Raw genomic sequence first — 16181 nt, forward strand, 5'->3', positions numbered from 1 at the left:
ATAATAAAGAGGGAAGCTATGAAAAAAACAGTTTTTATTACAGGTGCGACAAGCGGTATCGGGCGCATTATTACAGAAATGCTTGTAAAAGAAGGACATACCGTTTATGCAACTGGAAGAAATGACAGTGCCATTAACTATTTAAATGGGATAGGGGCGATTGCATACAAAGCGGATTTAAGAATTCCATCTCATATAGATGAAGTCGTATCGCAACTACCGCCAATTGATATCGCCGTTTTAAACGCCGGATTAGGTTATTTTGAAAGTGCAGTTGATTTAGCAGACCAGGAAATCGACCAGATGCTTGATGTAAATGTTCGTGCACCGATCTACTTGGCAAAACGTCTGGCACCGGCAATGATTGAGAGAAAGAAAGGTCATTTTATCTTTGTCGGCTCACAGGCAGGCAAGGTCGCTACGAAAAAAGCGAGTGTTTATGCAGCGAGTAAACATGCAATTACCGGTTTTGTGAATGGCCTTCGTCTGGAGCTGGCAGAATACAATATACATGTTACCGGAATTTATCCGGGGCCGATCGATACACCTTTTATTCAGAAAGCCGATGCAACGAACGCTTATAAAGAAGCAATCGGGAAATTTCTGTTGCCCCCTGAAAAAGTCGCGCAAGAAGTTGTCCATGCAATCGGGAAACGTCCGCGTGAAGTGAATCTACCACGTATTATGAGTGTAACGAGTAAATTATATGCAGTAGCACCGGCAGTTGTAGAATTTGTCGGCAAAGGATTCTTTAATAAGAAGTAAGTGTGAGAGCATTCGATTTTTGATCATAAAAATTGAAATGCTCTCTTTTGAAATCTGCTGCAATTAATAGCATATTTATGCATGAACGAGAGCTTGTGAAAACTTCCGGAACCAATGTTTTTAGATTGTATCAAAAAGTGAAAAAATTTATATAAATGCAGTTGCGTTTATTTTTATAACGTGTTACTATTCGTGTATAAACTATTAATTCAATGTATAAACATACATCATTTGGGGGCAATTAACATGGCGAACAAGAAAGTCGTATTGGCATATTCAGGTGGTCTTGATACATCAGTAGCAATTCCATGGTTAAAAGAACAAGGTTGGGACGTAATCGCAGTATGTCTTGATGTTGGTGAAGGTAAAGACTTAGATTTTATCCGTAACAAAGCACTTCAAGTAGGTGCTGTTGAATCATATATGATCGATGCAAAAGATGAGTTTGCAGAAGACTTTGCATTAATCTCATTACAAGGACACACTTGGTATGAGCAAAAGTATCCATTAGTTTCTGCTTTATCTCGTCCATTAATTTCTAAAAAATTAGTAGAAATCGCAAATGAAACAAATGCCGATGCAGTAGCACACGGTTGTACTGGTAAAGGGAATGACCAAGTACGTTTCGAAGTTTCGATTAAAGCATTAAATCCGGACCTAGAAGTATTAGCACCTGTACGTGAGTGGGGCTGGAGCCGTGACGAAGAAATCGAATATGCAGCAAAACACGGTGTTCCAATTCCTGCAACAATCGATTCACCATTCTCAATCGACCAAAACTTATGGGGCCGTGCAAACGAAGCTGGCGTAATGGAAGACCCTTGGGTTGCACCACCAGAAGAAGCATACGGTTTAACAGTTTCATTGGAAGAAGCACCGAATACACCGGAATACGTTGAAATCGAATTCGTTGAAGGTAAACCAGTTTCTATTAACGGTATTCAAATGAAACTAGCAGACTTAATTCAAGAATTAAATAAAATTGCTGGTGAACACGGTATCGGCCGTATCGACCACGTTGAAAACCGTCTAGTTGGTATTAAATCTCGTGAAGTATACGAAATTCCAGGTGCGAAAGTATTATTAACAGCGCATAAAGAATTAGAAGATATTACATTAGTAAAAGAATTGGCGCATTTCAAACCAATTATTGAACAAAAACTATCTGAAATTATCTATAACGGTCTTTGGTTCAACCCAATCCGTACTGCTCTTGAAGCGTTCTTAAAAGAAACGCAAAAGTATGTAAACGGAACAGTTCGTGTAAAACTTTACAAAGGCCATGCGATTGTTGAAGGACGTAAATCTCCAAATTCACTATACTCTGAAGAATTGGCGACATATTCAAAACATGACCAATTCAACCACGCTTCTGCTGTAGGCTTTATCGAATTATGGGGTATGCCAACAGTTGTTGCATCAGAAGTAGCAAAAAGCACAAAACAAACAGTAAATAAATAATTAGATATACGGTTAATGAAGTGAGCGATTCGGAACCCGAGTCGCTTCTTCTATTATTAGGAACATAAGTTGAGGAGTGAAACTACTATGGCAAAATTATGGGGCGGTCGTTTCCAGAAGTCTGCAGAAAGCTGGGTTGACGAATTCGGGGCATCAATTGGCTTTGATCAGCAATTAGTGTTGGAAGATATTGAAGGTTCTGTAGCACATGTCACAATGCTTGGTGCACAAAATATTTTACCAAAAGAAGATGTCGAGAAAATTCTGGACGGTCTTGCACAATTAAAAGTAAAAGCCGAAGCGGGTGAACTGGAGTTTTCGGTTTCCAATGAAGACATCCATTTAAATCTTGAAAAAATGCTGATTGATCTGATCGGTCCTGTTGGCGGGAAGCTTCATACTGGGCGTTCACGTAATGACCAAGTCGCAACAGATATGCACTTATTCTTAAAGAAACGCGTACCTGAAGTAATCGGCTTAATCGAGCACTTCCAAAAAACGATTGTCGAGCAGGCAGAGCAGAATGTGGATACGATTGCACCTGGCTACACGCATTTACAACGTGCACAGCCAATTAGTTTTGCCCATCATTTAATGGTGTACTTCTGGCAGCTGCAACGTGATAAAGAGCGTTTTACAGAATCTATGAAGCGCATTGATATTTTACCTTTAGGTGCCGGGGCAATGGCAGGTACAACATTCCCAATCGACCGTTTGAAATCAGCTGAACTGCTAGGTTTTGCGGAAGTGTATGCCAATTCAATGGATGCGGTAAGTGACCGTGATTTTATCGTTGAATTTTTATCAAATTCAGCACTATTGATGACACACTTATCACGTTTTGCGGAAGAAATCATTATTTGGTCAACGGATGAATTTAAATTTATCGAGCTGGATGATGCATTCTCAACAGGATCATCTATTATGCCACAAAAGAAAAATCCGGATATGGCGGAACTGATTCGCGGGAAAACAGGCCGTGCATACGGGAACTTAATGGGGCTGTTAACAGTTTTAAAAGGTACGCCGTTAACGTACAACAAGGATATGCAGGAAGATAAAGAAGGCATGTTTGATACGATGGAAACGGTATTAGGATCACTGAAAATATTCGAAGGTATGGTTCGTACGATGACGGTCAACAAAGCGCGTCTACACAGTGCGGTACATTCAGACTTTTCGAACGCCACAGAGCTTGCGGATTATTTGGCGACAAAAGGTATGCCGTTCCGTGAAGCGCATGAAGTAACAGGAAAGCTTGTATTTACATGTATCCAACAAGGAATCTACTTACTGGATCTGCCTTTGGAAGAAATGCAGAAAGAATCAGCATTAATTGAAGAAGATATTTACGCAGTACTTGCACCGGAAGCTGCTGTGAGCCGGCGTAATTCGTTAGGTGGCACAGGTTTTGAGCAAGTGGCACTTCAAATTCAAAATGCGAAACAACTATTAGTATAGCAATGGATGCCCTGTAAAAAATTTTGCAGGGCATTTTTTCCTTTTAATGGTATTATTTCTTATGCAAATTCAAAATTAGCAGTATAATAATAGATACTTTAAAAAGAAAGGTGTCTTTTTATGACAAATACAAAGACTTCGCAAACATGGGTGCTTACGTTATTTGCACTTGGCGTATTTATGGCGGCACTCGATAATGGAATCATCAGTGCTGCACTGACAACGATTAACAGCTCGTTTAATGTCGAAGCAAACTGGGGAGCCTGGGGTGTTACACTGTACACACTCGGGTTGGCTATCAGTGTTCCGATCGTAGGGAAACTTTCGGACCGTTATGGACGCAAGAAACTGTTTATTGTGGAAATTGCGTTATTTGGTCTTGGTTCACTTCTCGTTGCACTTAGCCCGAACTTTACGTTTTATTTAATTTCCCGCTTTATCCAGGCGATGGGTGGAGGCGGTATTTTTATTATCGGTACTTCATATGTCGTAAGTACACTGCCTGCGGAAAAGCAAGGGAAAGCATTGGGATTGCTTGGCGGGATGAATGGGGTTGCCGCTGTTTTAGGTCCGAATATCGGAAGTGTCATTTTGGATCTGACAGGCAGCTGGCATTGGCTTTTTTTAATAAATGTGCCGATCGCGATTTTCCTTGTTATCATGGGTTATCTCAAACTGGAAGAAACGAAAGATGCAGCACCCGGCAAGCTTGATATGACGGGAACAGTTCTGCTTTCTGTCGCGATTTTAGGGATTATGTACGGGCTGACAAATATTGAGGGGATTAACTTTTTCAGCTCTCTTATCGAACCGACAGTATATCCGTATTTACTAGCTGGAATTATCGTACTTGTTATCCTTTATTTCTATGAAACTCGTCTTGAGCGCCGTGGAGGGGACCCGATTTTACCGGTGGCGTTAATGCGTCAGCCGACTTATTTACTGACATTGCTGTTAGGTCTTCTATCTGGTGCGATGCTTGCTGCAATGATTTTCATTCCAGCCTTTTCGGAGCAAGTATTGGGTATTAAATCCGAGCATGCCGGGTACTGGATGACACCGCTAGCACTGGCTGCAGGTATTGGGGCAGCGGTTGGCGGTATTTTAGTCGATAAAAGAGGCCCGGTTTTAGCGGTCCTGTTTTCAGGTCTCGTTGCGGCTATCGGCTTTTTCCTGTTCCCAACTTGGATTGATGCCAAATGGCAGTTTGTCATTGCATCCGTAATTGGCGGTGTCGGCATGGGGGTACTTCTAGGTGCACCACTGAACATTTTGGCGACTGAAAAACTCGAAGCAAATAAAGGGACGGCTTTAGCGTCATTATCGTTAATCAGAACAATCGGGATGACGATCGCGCCAACGATTTATGCAGGATTTATCGCGCGCGGCTTCAGCGAAATTCCAACATTATTTAAAAACGATTTCCAAGGAATTTTGCAGCAAAATGTACAACAGGCGAATTTATCGGAACAGGCAACTGCGGAGCTTGCTCAAGTAGGCAGTCAGTTCGCGGCGGGCGGTCAGTTTACCGAGGAACAAATGATGACAGTCGTCCAAAATATTCAGGATCCTACGCTAAAAGAAGTCATTTTGAATTCTGTCAATGAAGTAACGGTCATGGCAGCACAAAATGGTTATGGCGGCCTGTTTTACTCGGCAGTTGTCATTGCCATCTGTATTTTTGCCATTGGTTTAATTTTAAAACCGATTCGAAAAAAATCATTGGAATTATAAAAAAGTGTTTTAGGTTGACCGATTTGGGGTAATTTATCTTTAGACTCATGCAAAGCTTGTGTGGGTGTGAAGTCTCTCCCCCAATAGTAGACTTACAAAAAGTGTCCTTTTGCGCATAAAAGGGCATTTTTTGTTGTCTAAAAGCGATGCATTTGTTTTTGGGTAGGCTCAAATTAGAATATTCACAATGTTTTGCGTTATAATTAGCAACAGCAGCGTGAAACTTTTCATTAAAATTTACGTAAATACTAGTAATACATAGAATGGGGGAATCGAACATGGCTGAAAATCCATTATTTGAAGATTTAAATAAACGTGCTGAGCAAGAGCCGGCACAAACGACTGATATTGTCGAACAACCACAAAAACAACTTGTTTCGGAACAGGAGCTTTCTCAAATCCGTCAGCGTCAGGAACAGTTAAAACAACAGCCGCAAGTTCAGCAGCTTGCAGAAAAAATTGACGTGAAAAACCAAATCGCGGTTCTCGAATTCGGTAAAGAAACGGCTCAGGGCATTTCAACATTTTCAGACCGTATGCTCGCTACAATTAAACAAAGCAATTTAGAGAAATCGACTACATTACTGAACAATTTAAATAAAATTATGGACCGCTTTGATCCCCAGGATTTTCAGGAGGAGCAGAAAAAAGGCTTCCTGAAAAAGCTATTTTCGAAAAGCAAAGAGCAATTGGAGCGTATTTTATCCAAATATGACACGATGAACAAAGAAGTCGATGTCGTTTATAACGAAATTCAGAAGTACGAAGTGGAAATGAAACGAAACACCGTACAGCTGGAACAAATGTATGATGAGAATTTAAACTACTTCCATACGTTAAGTGAGCATATTGCGGCAATCGATATTAAAGTAAATGATTTACGTCAGCAGCTGCCTGCATTATCGGCAAAAGCGGATTCCGGTGATCATGAAGCGATTATGGAGCTCGAAACGGTTACACGCGGAATCGAATTATTGGAGCAACGTGGCTACGATCTTGAAATGGCTCAGCAAGTATCATTCCAGTCTGCGCCGCAAATTCGTTTAATGCAGCAAGGGAACAACCATTTAATCGGAAAAATCAACTCCGCATTTGTGACGACAATTCCGATTTTCAAACAAGGTCTGATCCACGCCGTTACAATGCAGCGTCAAAAGCTTGTTTCGGATTCGATGGCTGAACTGGACCGTCGTACGAATGAAATGCTTGTACGAAACGCAGAAAATGTCCGTCAAAATTCGGTGAACATTGCTCGTCAGGCAGGCAGTCCGAGCATTAAAGTCGAAACGATCGAAACGACTTGGAAAACGATAATTTCCGGTATTGAAGAAACAAAACAAATTCAGGCAGAAACGGTACGTAATCGTGAAGAAGGACGTAAGCGTATTGAACAATTACAGCTTGAATATGAAAAATTAAAGAGCATGTAATCAAATAAATTATTCTTACAGGCATCGAGTATTCTTTTCTCGATGCCTTTTATCATCTTTCGGTGCAAATTAGGGGATGAGGGGGTGTTCTCTATTGTGGCATAAACCTAATATTCAATAAATATATATTCAAAAATACGGATTAACATTCAATTTAAAAGCTTGTTATATTAGGCAAATAAGCGGTCTAAAATTTCCTCTTGGTGATTAATTAGGGGTGAATTTGGTGAAATTGGGTAAATAACAACAAAAGAAGATTTACACAAGTATTGCCATGAGGGAAAGGAAGACAAAGATGGAAAAGAACTTAATGAAAATCGACGAATTTCTTAAAATGCCTAAAAGTGTTATACGCAGAGCAAATGAACGGGACGTATTGAGTATAAAGAATGAACTGCTTATATTAATGAATGAAAAAAGTGATATGTATGATAAGGCACATATCCGAAAATTAATTAATGAAATCCAATTTTTAAATGTGTTTGTTGTAAAGGATGATTTTGATAAAACCGTATTTTCCTACGAACCCCCAAAGTACGCATCACCCCGTGTAACGATTAAAGAAAGTGGCTGGATTGAGCTAATCAAATAATAAGTACTATATTCCCAACAATGGAATCATGATAAAATTTTATTATGAATAGAACGTTGGAAGAAGGTAGTATTTGTGGAACGATTGAAAGGCATAGCGATGATTATAGTAGGTTCGATGTTTTGGGGGGCTACCGGTCCGATGATGGAATGGCTCCTGCAAAAAACGGCCATGACCGCTGAGTTTATGCTTGCTGTACGGTTAACGATTTCAGGTATTTTAATACTTAGCATTGTAGCTATGCAGAGAAAATCGGTATTCTCCATTTGGAAAAACCGTAACCATTCCATACAATTACTTATTTTCAGTGTGATTGGAATGGTAGGGTTACAATTTACGTTTGTAAAGTCGATAGAAGTAAGCAATGCGATCATTGCAACACTACTGCAGTTTTTAGCGCCCATCTTTATCGTTATTTATACATCGATTATTGGGAAGGTTCTTCCACCAAGCAGTCAACTGATCGGTATTTTCGGTACGCTTGTCGGGCTGTTTCTATTGCTGACAAATGGCTCGGTTTCAGGGTTACTTGTGAGCAATGAAGCGCTTGTTTGGGGACTGCTGTTAGGATTTACGTACGCATTTTATACACTGTATCCTGCTCGGTTAATGGCTGAAGTAGGGGTAATCATAATTATCGGCTGGGGTATGATCATAGGCGGGCTTATATTCTCGGTAACGGGGCAGCTTTGGAAAACGGAGCAATGGCTGTTGCTGCTGGATCCGGTAAATGTAGTCATCATTATTGCTACGGGCATTTTGGGATCCTTCGCCTATATTTTATTTTTAACAAGCCTGAAATACATATCACCAGTTGAAACGAGTATTTTATCGAGTATCGAACCGTTGACGGCAATGGCGATTTCCGTTGTCTGGCTCGGTGCGACATTGTATAACTGGCAGTATGTCGGTATTTTATTAATGCTAGTATTTGTCGCCTATTTATCAATTGCCGGGAGCAAAAAGTCTCCCACTTCGAATGTCTAAGTGAATGTCACTTAGGCATTTTTGGGTATAGAAAATGAAGGAGGCGTTGTTATGGAAGCATTCGATTTTTTTACATTGCATGAAAAGGATATAAAAGACGATATTAAACGCTTAGTATTAGCTGATTCACCTTCGCAAAACAAAGAGCTGCTTGATCTGTGCAAAGATGTACTCCAGTCGATGTTTTATGACTATTTTCACGTAATGGCAACGGAATATGCGATGGAGCATAACGGTAATCATCTCCGTTTTGAACTGGGCGAAGGAACCGAACAGATTTTAATGATCGGCCATTATGATACTGTTTGGGACAAAGGGGCTTTGCCGTACAGGGAGGAAGAAGATAAAATTTTTGGTCCTGGTATTTTGGATATGAAATCAGGTCTAGTCAGTGCGATTTGGTTTTTTAAATATGTTCAAAAAATGAATCTGCCGTTGAAGCGTCGGGTTGTGTTTTTCCTGAACAGTGATGAAGAAATCGGAAGCCCTACATCCAGAGCGCTAATTGAAGCAGAAGCGAAAAAATCAGTGGCCGCTTTTATACTGGAGCCAGCTGTTACCGTTTCGGGCGAACTGAAAATTGCGCGGAAAGGGACTTCCAGGTATTTGCTGAACATTCGAGGGCTTGCATCGCACGCAGGCAATAATCCGCGAGATGGTGTCAGCGCGATTACTGAAGCAGCAAGGCAAATCCTGAATATAGATGCACTTAACGATTACGAGAAGGGGACAACGCTGAATGTCGGGATGATTCAGGGCGGCGGTAAATTGAACGTTATTCCTGATGAGGCGCATGTAGGGGTTGATGTCCGATCGGTTACACGAACAGAGCAGGAACGTATCGATGATTATTTTGAAGAGCTTAAACCATATGATCAGCGTACGAAAATCGAAATCGATGGGGGAATTAACCGGCCTCCGATGGAACGTGATGAAGACAGCGAAGAATTGTTCGAAATTGCGCAGGAAGAAGCCGAGGAGCTTGGTTTTGATGTGGATGAAGCGTCAGTCGGAGGTGCAAGCGACGGCAATTTCACGTCATTATACACGCCCACATTGGATGGTCTTGGACTAGTTGGTGACGGTATTCACGCAGAACATGAGCATATTTTAAAAGAACATATCATTGAACGTTTCGCACTTTTGACAAATACATTGCTGGAAGTTGTGAATGAGATTGAGATGGAGGGAAATCGGGATGACGGTTGAAACACTGGCTCACTTGATGAAAGAATCGAATCGGACGGTCGTGCTGACAGGTGCCGGAATGTCCACCGAATCGGGCATACCGGATTTTCGTTCGTCAACAGGCTTGTGGCAAAATATCGATCCGCGTATTGTTGCCTCTACAGAAAGTCTGCAAAAGAACTTTGAACAATTCCGCGAGTTTTACCAGATGAGGATTACTGCATTGGACAATTGCGAACCGCACCAAGGACATCTAATTTTAGCTGACTTCGAAAAGCGCGGACTTGTTTCGCTTATCGCTACTCAAAACGTCGACCAGCTTCATCAGCAGGCCGGAAGTAAAAATGTAGCGGAACTGCATGGAAATATTGTAACAATCCGCTGCCAAAAATGCGGCAAGCCACATGCAAAAGAGCAGTTTCTGAATAATAGTATTTGCACATATTGTCCTGGAAAATTACGGCCGAATGTTGTGCTGTTTGGTGAATCATTACCGACTGAGGCATGGGACCGTACGCTTCACGAAATACACGATGCGGACCTTGTTATAGTGATCGGCACAAGTTTGGAAGTATATCCTGTCAACCAGCTGCCTAGCATGTCGAAAGGGAAGCTCGTCTATATTAACCTTGAGCAAACGTCCACTAGCGCACATTATTCATTTGACTTAGTGTTGGAAGGGTCGGCCGGTGAAATTTTGGCGGATGTTCATCGAGAGTTGAAGGATTTCAAAAAGTTATAACAAAGCCTGTATGAAAATGCGGGCTTTTTCCTTTGGCAGTAATCAAAGCCTGAACAACAAATTGATAATTTACAAACATTTCACCAAGCACTCATTTATAATAGAAATTAGTAATTATCCCTAAAGGAGAACATTTACATTATGCAATTATCTATTTACACAAAAAATCCGCATGCGAGAGTAATTTCGCATTTACTGGCGAAAAACCCGGCAACCGTTTATGAACGCCAAGTAAAAGGGCATGCAGTTCGATTTGTATATCATAAAATGACAGATGACGAATTATACGCTTCCATCTTTGTAACACCCGATTCATTGGCGCTTGTAAAAGACAATGAAGCATTTGATATTACCCATTATATTAATGACCGTGAATTTGCTGTTAGTACCATTTTCTTATCACTTATTCGTTCGGCTTTAGGCACAGCGCTGAACGGAAAGCCTAAGGAAGAATATATCCAATTTGCAGCAATGGACTTTCCGTTTACATTTGAATTTGGTCCCATTTCATCAAGGCTCACAGACGAAGAAATCCGAAACATATGGGAACCGTTAGGCTATGAAGTAACGATTAACACAATGACTGACGCTAAACGTGCCCGATTCTTAACGCTTGCAAATACCATTACGTTAAAGAAAGCACTTCAACAAATTTTTATATTAATCCCGGTTATGGATGACTATAAACATTACTTTATTGATGAAGCAGAGCGCGAGCGGTTGGAAAACTACGGTGAGGGCTGGCTTGAAACTCATCCGATGCGTGAGTTTATTTACAAAAAAGCGTTGCGATTTAAGCAATTGTACATGACAGAAGAAAATGAGCAAAAAGTCAATAAACCATCTTTAAATACGCGTCGCTATGAAACAATTGCCGAGGCAGTTACAGCATTAAAACCTAAAACGGTTATCGATATGGGGGCAGGAGAAGGGAAATTATCGATGCTTCTTGCGCAAATCGAATCGATTTCAAAGCTGTACAGTGTCGATCCTAGTAATCATGCACTTGCTAAAATGCAAAAACGTTTTGCCAACCAGCAATTTGCCGCGCCACCTATTATTAAGTGGGGATCACTTTATTATGAGGATAACGAGTTTACAGAGGCGGATGTATTTATTTTATGTGAGGTCATTGAGCATATTGATGAGGAACGACTGCCTCAAATTATGCAGCTCATCACACAAAATTATACGCCTAAGCATTTAATTATTACGACACCAAACGCAGAGTATAATACGGTTTACGAACTTGAAGACATGCGCCACGATGATCACCGCTTTGAATGGAATCGCAAGCAGTTTGAGGCATGGTGTAAAGCAGTTGCGCCAAACTATGATTTACAATTTGAAGGGATCGGTTCTGTACATGAACAATATGGTGCTCCTACTCAAATGTGTATCATGACAAGGAGAGATTCACATGCAATTTAAACTTCCAAACGGGGCCATCGTACTTTTAATAGGTCCATCAAATAGCGGGAAATCCACATTACTGCAATCATTAGTCGATTCTGGTCAGCTTCTTGAAAGCGAGATTATTAGCTCTGACTACTATCGTAGGCTTGTGGCGGATATCGATTTTATCGACCTTTCTTCTGTATCAAAAGATGACGAGGATATTATTTATGAAGAGTATCAGCGCATTTCCGAGCAGGCGTTCCATACACTTCATACGGTCGTGGAAGCACGTGCAAAATTAAATAAAATATCGGTAATTGATGCCACGAATTTACGCGGCTTTGAACGCGCCAAATATTTTGAAATTGCCAAACGTAATCATGTACCTGTTTTAGCGCTAATTTTGAATACATCAAAAGAGCAGCTGCTTGCACGTGATGAGTTGCGTGATAACCCTAGAGGTCGTAAACGGGTGCTTCAGCAATTTAATACGTTGAAATATGAGTTGAAAGCAATAAAGAAAGAGCCATTTGCCAAAATTTATAAAGTAAATGACGAAAGCGTCGAAATAGTGCGAGAACCGAATAAGCTTAATTTAGAAATCGAAAGCGGTTTTGATATTATCGGGGATATTCATGGCTGTTATGATGAGATGCTTGTGCTCTTGATGGAGCTTGGCTATGAGCAGCGCGGCGATGTATATGTTCACCCAGCTGGCCGCCGATTAATTTCTGTAGGCGACATTATGAGCCGCGGCCCTAAATCAATTGAAACAATGCAATTTTGGTTGAATCAGATTGAAGCAGGATTAAGCTATATGACAGACAGCAATCATGGCTGGAAAATAGCGCGCTGGTTGGAAGGGAAAAAGGTATCTCTTAATCATGGGGATGAACTTGTCGAGCAAGAATTTACCGAGTATGAAAAGGTGCATGGCGAAGAGGCTGCTAAGGCACTAAAAGAGCGATTTGCTAACATGCTTTTAAAGGCACCATCACATTATATTTTAACGAAAAATAATAGGACAAAAGCTGTTGTTACACACGCCGGCATAAAGGACCATTACATCGGTAAAGAATCTAAACGCATTTCTGATTTTTGCCGTTACGGTGATAATCAGCAAACGGACAGCTCCAGTAAGCCTGTTCGCGGTGACTGGTTCTCGCAGCATAAAACGAGCGAGATGATCATTTGGGGACATGATGTGAAAGTACAGCCGTTTAAAGCAAACCTAACAATTAATATTGACCAAGGTGTTGTATTCGGCGGGGAGCTTACGGCATTTCAATATCCTGAGCAGACATTCAAAAGTGTGAAGGCATTTGCGAATTATGCCGGGACTGAGGACAACCCTATATTAGAGGCGAAAAATAAACGGTTCAGCCCGCCAAATGTTGCTCAATTTATAAATGGCTTTGCGGTTCATACAACGAGAGGGTATGAAATAACAATCCCGAAAGAAAATGCATTGGCAGCAATGGATACATTTTCTCACTATACATTACCCTTGGAGCAGGTGATTTACATTCCGCCAACAATGAGTCCAACACCCCAAACATCAGCGTTACCGGATTACTTGGAACACCCTGCAGAGGCGTTTCATTACTATAAGAAAAACGGTATTCAAAAAATGATTGCCCAGAAGAAGCATATGGGCAGCCGCGCTGTCATCTTTATTGCAAAAAATAAAGAAGTTGCAAAGGAGCTCATTAACAGTGAAAGCCTGGGCTACATTACAACACGTACAGGCCGAGCCTTTTTTGAACAAAAAGAGCAGCAACAGATGGTGGAGAAAATTCATGCTGAGCTAATCGGTAAAAATTACTTCGAGCAATTTAATACGAATTTCGTCTTAATGGACGCCGAAATTTTACCTTGGAATTTAAAAGCACAAAGCTTAATCGATCAACAATATGAAACGGTCGCTGAAAATGCGTTGATGGATCGCTATAAACTTATCGAAAAGTTGAAAGCAACAGAGCATGTGGACGTGACGAGCTGGGTGGAGGAATATACCGATAAATATAAAAATGCTGCACGCTTCGACGCGGTTTTCAGAAATTATTGCTGGCCAACGAATGAGCTTTCAGGCATACAAATAGCACCGTTCCATATTCTTGCACATAGCTCATCAGCAAACTTTCACCAGTCTCATAGCTGGCATATGAAAATGAATGCGTATTTGGCCGAAAACAGCTCGCTATTTATAGCGACAGAATACCGTTTGATTGAAAGCGAGCAGGATGAACAGGAAGTAATAAATTGGTGGAAGGACATGACTGAAAATGGTCACGAAGGTATTGTTATTAAGCCATTTGATTTCCTCGCTTATCATAATGGGAAATTACTGCAACCGGCTATAAAAGTGCGTGGCCGTGAATATTTACGAATCATTTATGGCATGGACTATACAAATGATGTTACGATGAAGAAGTTAAAACAGCGTAACTCTTCCCGCAAAATGAAGAATGCTTTATTGGAATTTAAATTAGGGATGGAAGGTATTTCACGCTTTGTAAGTTTGGAAAGCAGCAACCGTGTACATGAATGTGCACTTGCGACACTTGCGTTAGAAAGCGATACAATCGATCCGCGTTTATAATTTCTTAAAAGATCCCTTCAATTCAGCTAATTGGATTGGAGGGATTTTTTTGCTGTAAGATTGTTTAGTGATAGCAATAAGAAATAATGTTCGCTTTATATTAATAAACAGGTAAATTTTCTTTCAAAAGGAACTTATTTGAAATTATTTCGTTATAGTAACCAGAACTTTTAATATATGAATCGATACAAAAGGGGTGTAGAAAGATTGAAAAAAGCTATAATTTCAGGGGTTGTATTATGTTCAATCCTGTTAGGTGGATGTAACAATATCGAGGTAATCGAAAGCGAGCAGGAAGTTGTAGTTTCTTATAATACCTTATTTGCGGAATTACAAAATGAAATAATAAAATCGATTACAGAGCAAACGGAACTTGATAGTGATGCACTTGCAATAATGATAGATGGTGGTGGGGGTGAATCAACAGTTGCAGTAGGTTACCCAAAAGATTCAAAAATTGAAGGTACGTTGATTCAACAAATTGTGGAGGACTCCGTCAAGAATGTTTCTGAAACAGAAACAAATAGCGAAGAGAGAGTAAAAATAACTATTAAAATCGAGAAATACTAAAAGTTTAGTTCGTGGTTGTTAAAATTTAAGGGGGCGTGAAGTTGTTTAAGTATGTGGTGCGGTTAATACCTATGAATAAAGATGAATTCGATACATACATAAAAGATAAAACGGAGAGGTATGCTTATACTCTTGAAGAAAATACATTTGAAATAATAAATGAAACTTCTTTTATTAGAGCGGAAAAAGCGGTAAATGGGTATTTGCCAAACGGATTCAACACTGAAAACCATGAATTCTATAATATTATAGAAAGTGAAAAAGTGGTTGGTTATGTATGGATAAAAATAGTAGAAGAAAGCAAAAGTGCCTTTTTATATGAAATTTACCTCAAAGAAGAGTTTCGTTCTAAAGGGATTGGAAAAAAGGTGATGACTGAAGTTGAATCCCTTTTAGCTGTTCGTAAAATTGCTTTTTTAAAATTACATGTTTTTGGAAACAATGAACATGCAATAAATTTGTATAATAACCTGGGTTTTCAAGTAGCAGGTATCAACATGTATAAAGAAATTGACAAATAAATATCAATTTTAGGTGAAATAGATATTGATCCACAATAACACAAAGAATAATATCTTATTCAAATAAATTGGGGATTTTTCTACAAAACAATCGGATTTCTATTAAAAAAATAGGCACGAAAAGTTGATAAAACAACATTCGTGCCCTAAAGCTGCCATTCCCTAACTTTTATAAGAAAACGTTATTTTGTTGGAAGATGTGCAAGCGTATATTCCATAAGAGGGTATATCCTCCCAGGTATAACTGTTGATTCAACATAAATTATTCTTTTTGCACCCATTTTTATGTAGAATTCATATTCGTTTGGATCACTTTTAAATTGGAAGCTACTTACTCCATATTCTTTTGCCTTCAGTAAAATATCATTCCATAATCTCTTCCCTAACCCTTGTCCTTTGTATGTAGGGGCTACAAATAAGGTTTCTAATTCATTCGTTTCGATACACAAACAATAGAACCCCTTAATAGCCATATCATCTTCTAGCAGATAAATCACTTTTGACTGGATATCGTCCACTGTGATTGTTAAAGCATTTTTCCATGCTTTCATAAAATCATCAGAATAACCCCAATACCCTTTTGCTTTAAACGCTATTTCTGTCAGTGTCGTTACATCCTCGACCTTTGCTTTTCTTATCTTATTCATAACTTATTCCTCTTGATTAATATTTTCAATATGTCGCATTCGTTCCATTCGACAAATACTTACTTCCTGATGAAGGAATGGTC

At 39.9% G+C, this 16181-nt stretch carries 14 protein-coding genes; 13 read left to right on the forward strand and 1 reads right to left on the reverse strand.

The genetic code is table 11. From position 1 onward, the window contains the following. The first annotated feature begins 18 nt into the window (after nucleotides 1-18). The 13 genes from B5473_RS14855 to B5473_RS14915 all read left to right on the forward strand — a co-directional run bounded on the left by B5473_RS14855 (nucleotide 19) and on the right by B5473_RS14915 (nucleotide 15451). Nucleotides 19-765, forward strand: a complete 747-nt coding sequence (locus B5473_RS14855; RefSeq protein ID WP_079526504.1) for an SDR family NAD(P)-dependent oxidoreductase — start codon at nucleotides 19-21, stop codon at nucleotides 763-765. 246 nt (nucleotides 766-1011) lie between these two features. Then, nucleotides 1012-2226, forward strand: a complete 1215-nt coding sequence (locus tag B5473_RS14860) for an argininosuccinate synthase (protein WP_079526506.1) — start codon at nucleotides 1012-1014, stop codon at nucleotides 2224-2226. A gap of 87 nt (nucleotides 2227-2313) precedes the next feature. Further along, nucleotides 2314-3687, forward strand: coding sequence for an argininosuccinate lyase (gene argH, locus B5473_RS14865; protein ID WP_079526508.1), 1374 nt, complete (start codon nucleotides 2314-2316; stop codon nucleotides 3685-3687). A 120-nt stretch (nucleotides 3688-3807) separates the two neighbouring features. Then, complete coding sequence (locus tag B5473_RS14870) at nucleotides 3808-5421, forward strand: MFS transporter (protein ID WP_079526510.1); 1614 nt, start codon at nucleotides 3808-3810, stop codon at nucleotides 5419-5421. A gap of 278 nt (nucleotides 5422-5699) precedes the next feature. Continuing rightward, nucleotides 5700-6851: a toxic anion resistance protein gene (locus B5473_RS14875; protein ID WP_079526512.1), complete on the forward strand. Its 1152-nt coding sequence runs from the start codon at nucleotides 5700-5702 to the stop codon at nucleotides 6849-6851. A gap of 295 nt (nucleotides 6852-7146) precedes the next feature. Then, a complete protein-coding gene (locus B5473_RS14880; protein WP_079526514.1) occupies nucleotides 7147-7443 on the forward strand; it encodes a hypothetical protein in 297 nt (98 codons plus the stop codon). A 75-nt stretch (nucleotides 7444-7518) separates the two neighbouring features. Further along, entirely contained in the window at nucleotides 7519-8430 is a 912-nt protein-coding gene (locus tag B5473_RS14885; protein ID WP_079526517.1) for a DMT family transporter, read from the forward strand. A gap of 51 nt (nucleotides 8431-8481) precedes the next feature. Next, nucleotides 8482-9639 carry a M20 family metallopeptidase gene (locus tag B5473_RS14890; RefSeq protein WP_079526519.1) on the forward strand — a complete coding sequence of 386 codons (1158 nt, stop codon included), beginning with the start codon at nucleotides 8482-8484 and terminating at the stop codon, nucleotides 9637-9639. After that, complete coding sequence (locus B5473_RS14895; protein ID WP_079526521.1) at nucleotides 9629-10360, forward strand: NAD-dependent deacylase; 732 nt, start codon at nucleotides 9629-9631, stop codon at nucleotides 10358-10360. The genes B5473_RS14890 and B5473_RS14895 overlap by 11 nt, the downstream gene beginning before the upstream one ends. A gap of 141 nt (nucleotides 10361-10501) precedes the next feature. Next, nucleotides 10502-11791 (forward strand): methyltransferase domain-containing protein, encoded by a 1290-nt coding sequence (locus B5473_RS14900; RefSeq protein WP_079526523.1) that lies wholly within the window; start codon nucleotides 10502-10504, stop codon nucleotides 11789-11791. After that, complete coding sequence (locus B5473_RS14905; protein WP_079526525.1) at nucleotides 11781-14360, forward strand: AAA family ATPase; 2580 nt, start codon at nucleotides 11781-11783, stop codon at nucleotides 14358-14360. Before B5473_RS14900 ends, B5473_RS14905 begins: the two co-directional genes overlap by 11 nt. 207 nt (nucleotides 14361-14567) lie before the next feature. Then, nucleotides 14568-14930 carry a topoisomerase gene (locus B5473_RS14910; RefSeq protein WP_079526527.1) on the forward strand — a complete coding sequence of 121 codons (363 nt, stop codon included), beginning with the start codon at nucleotides 14568-14570 and terminating at the stop codon, nucleotides 14928-14930. A 71-nt stretch (nucleotides 14931-15001) separates the two neighbouring features. Beyond that, nucleotides 15002-15451 carry a GNAT family N-acetyltransferase gene (locus B5473_RS14915; protein ID WP_139377745.1) on the forward strand — a complete coding sequence of 150 codons (450 nt, stop codon included), beginning with the start codon at nucleotides 15002-15004 and terminating at the stop codon, nucleotides 15449-15451. A 182-nt stretch (nucleotides 15452-15633) separates the two neighbouring features. On the opposite strand, the gene B5473_RS14920 is transcribed toward B5473_RS14915, so the two are convergent. Further along, nucleotides 15634-16098 (reverse strand): GNAT family N-acetyltransferase, encoded by a 465-nt coding sequence (locus B5473_RS14920; protein ID WP_079526532.1) that lies wholly within the window; start codon nucleotides 16096-16098, stop codon nucleotides 15634-15636. Between the last annotated feature and the right edge of the window lie 83 nt (nucleotides 16099-16181).

It is taken from the genome of Solibacillus isronensis, assembly GCF_900168685.1.
GTDB classification, from domain to species: Bacteria; Bacillota; Bacilli; order Bacillales_A; family Planococcaceae; genus Solibacillus; species Solibacillus isronensis_A.

Coding starts and splice junctions, on each gene's coding strand:
- B5473_RS14880 (WP_079526514.1), top strand. CDS start 7,147: ATGGAAAAGAACTTAATGAAAATCGACGAATTTCTTAAAATGCCTAAA.
- B5473_RS14870 (WP_079526510.1), top strand. CDS start 3,808: ATGACAAATACAAAGACTTCGCAAACATGGGTGCTTACGTTATTTGCA.
- argH (WP_079526508.1), top strand. CDS start 2,314: ATGGCAAAATTATGGGGCGGTCGTTTCCAGAAGTCTGCAGAAAGCTGG.
- B5473_RS14915 (WP_139377745.1), top strand. CDS start 15,002: ATGAATAAAGATGAATTCGATACATACATAAAAGATAAAACGGAGAGG.
- B5473_RS14875 (WP_079526512.1), top strand. CDS start 5,700: ATGGCTGAAAATCCATTATTTGAAGATTTAAATAAACGTGCTGAGCAA.
- B5473_RS14895 (WP_079526521.1), top strand. CDS start 9,629: ATGACGGTTGAAACACTGGCTCACTTGATGAAAGAATCGAATCGGACG.
- B5473_RS14900 (WP_079526523.1), top strand. CDS start 10,502: ATGCAATTATCTATTTACACAAAAAATCCGCATGCGAGAGTAATTTCG.
- B5473_RS14920 (WP_079526532.1), bottom strand. CDS start 16,098: ATGAATAAGATAAGAAAAGCAAAGGTCGAGGATGTAACGACACTGACA.
- B5473_RS14860 (WP_079526506.1), top strand. CDS start 1,012: ATGGCGAACAAGAAAGTCGTATTGGCATATTCAGGTGGTCTTGATACA.
- B5473_RS14890 (WP_079526519.1), top strand. CDS start 8,482: ATGGAAGCATTCGATTTTTTTACATTGCATGAAAAGGATATAAAAGAC.
- B5473_RS14905 (WP_079526525.1), top strand. CDS start 11,781: ATGCAATTTAAACTTCCAAACGGGGCCATCGTACTTTTAATAGGTCCA.
- B5473_RS14855 (WP_079526504.1), top strand. CDS start 19: ATGAAAAAAACAGTTTTTATTACAGGTGCGACAAGCGGTATCGGGCGC.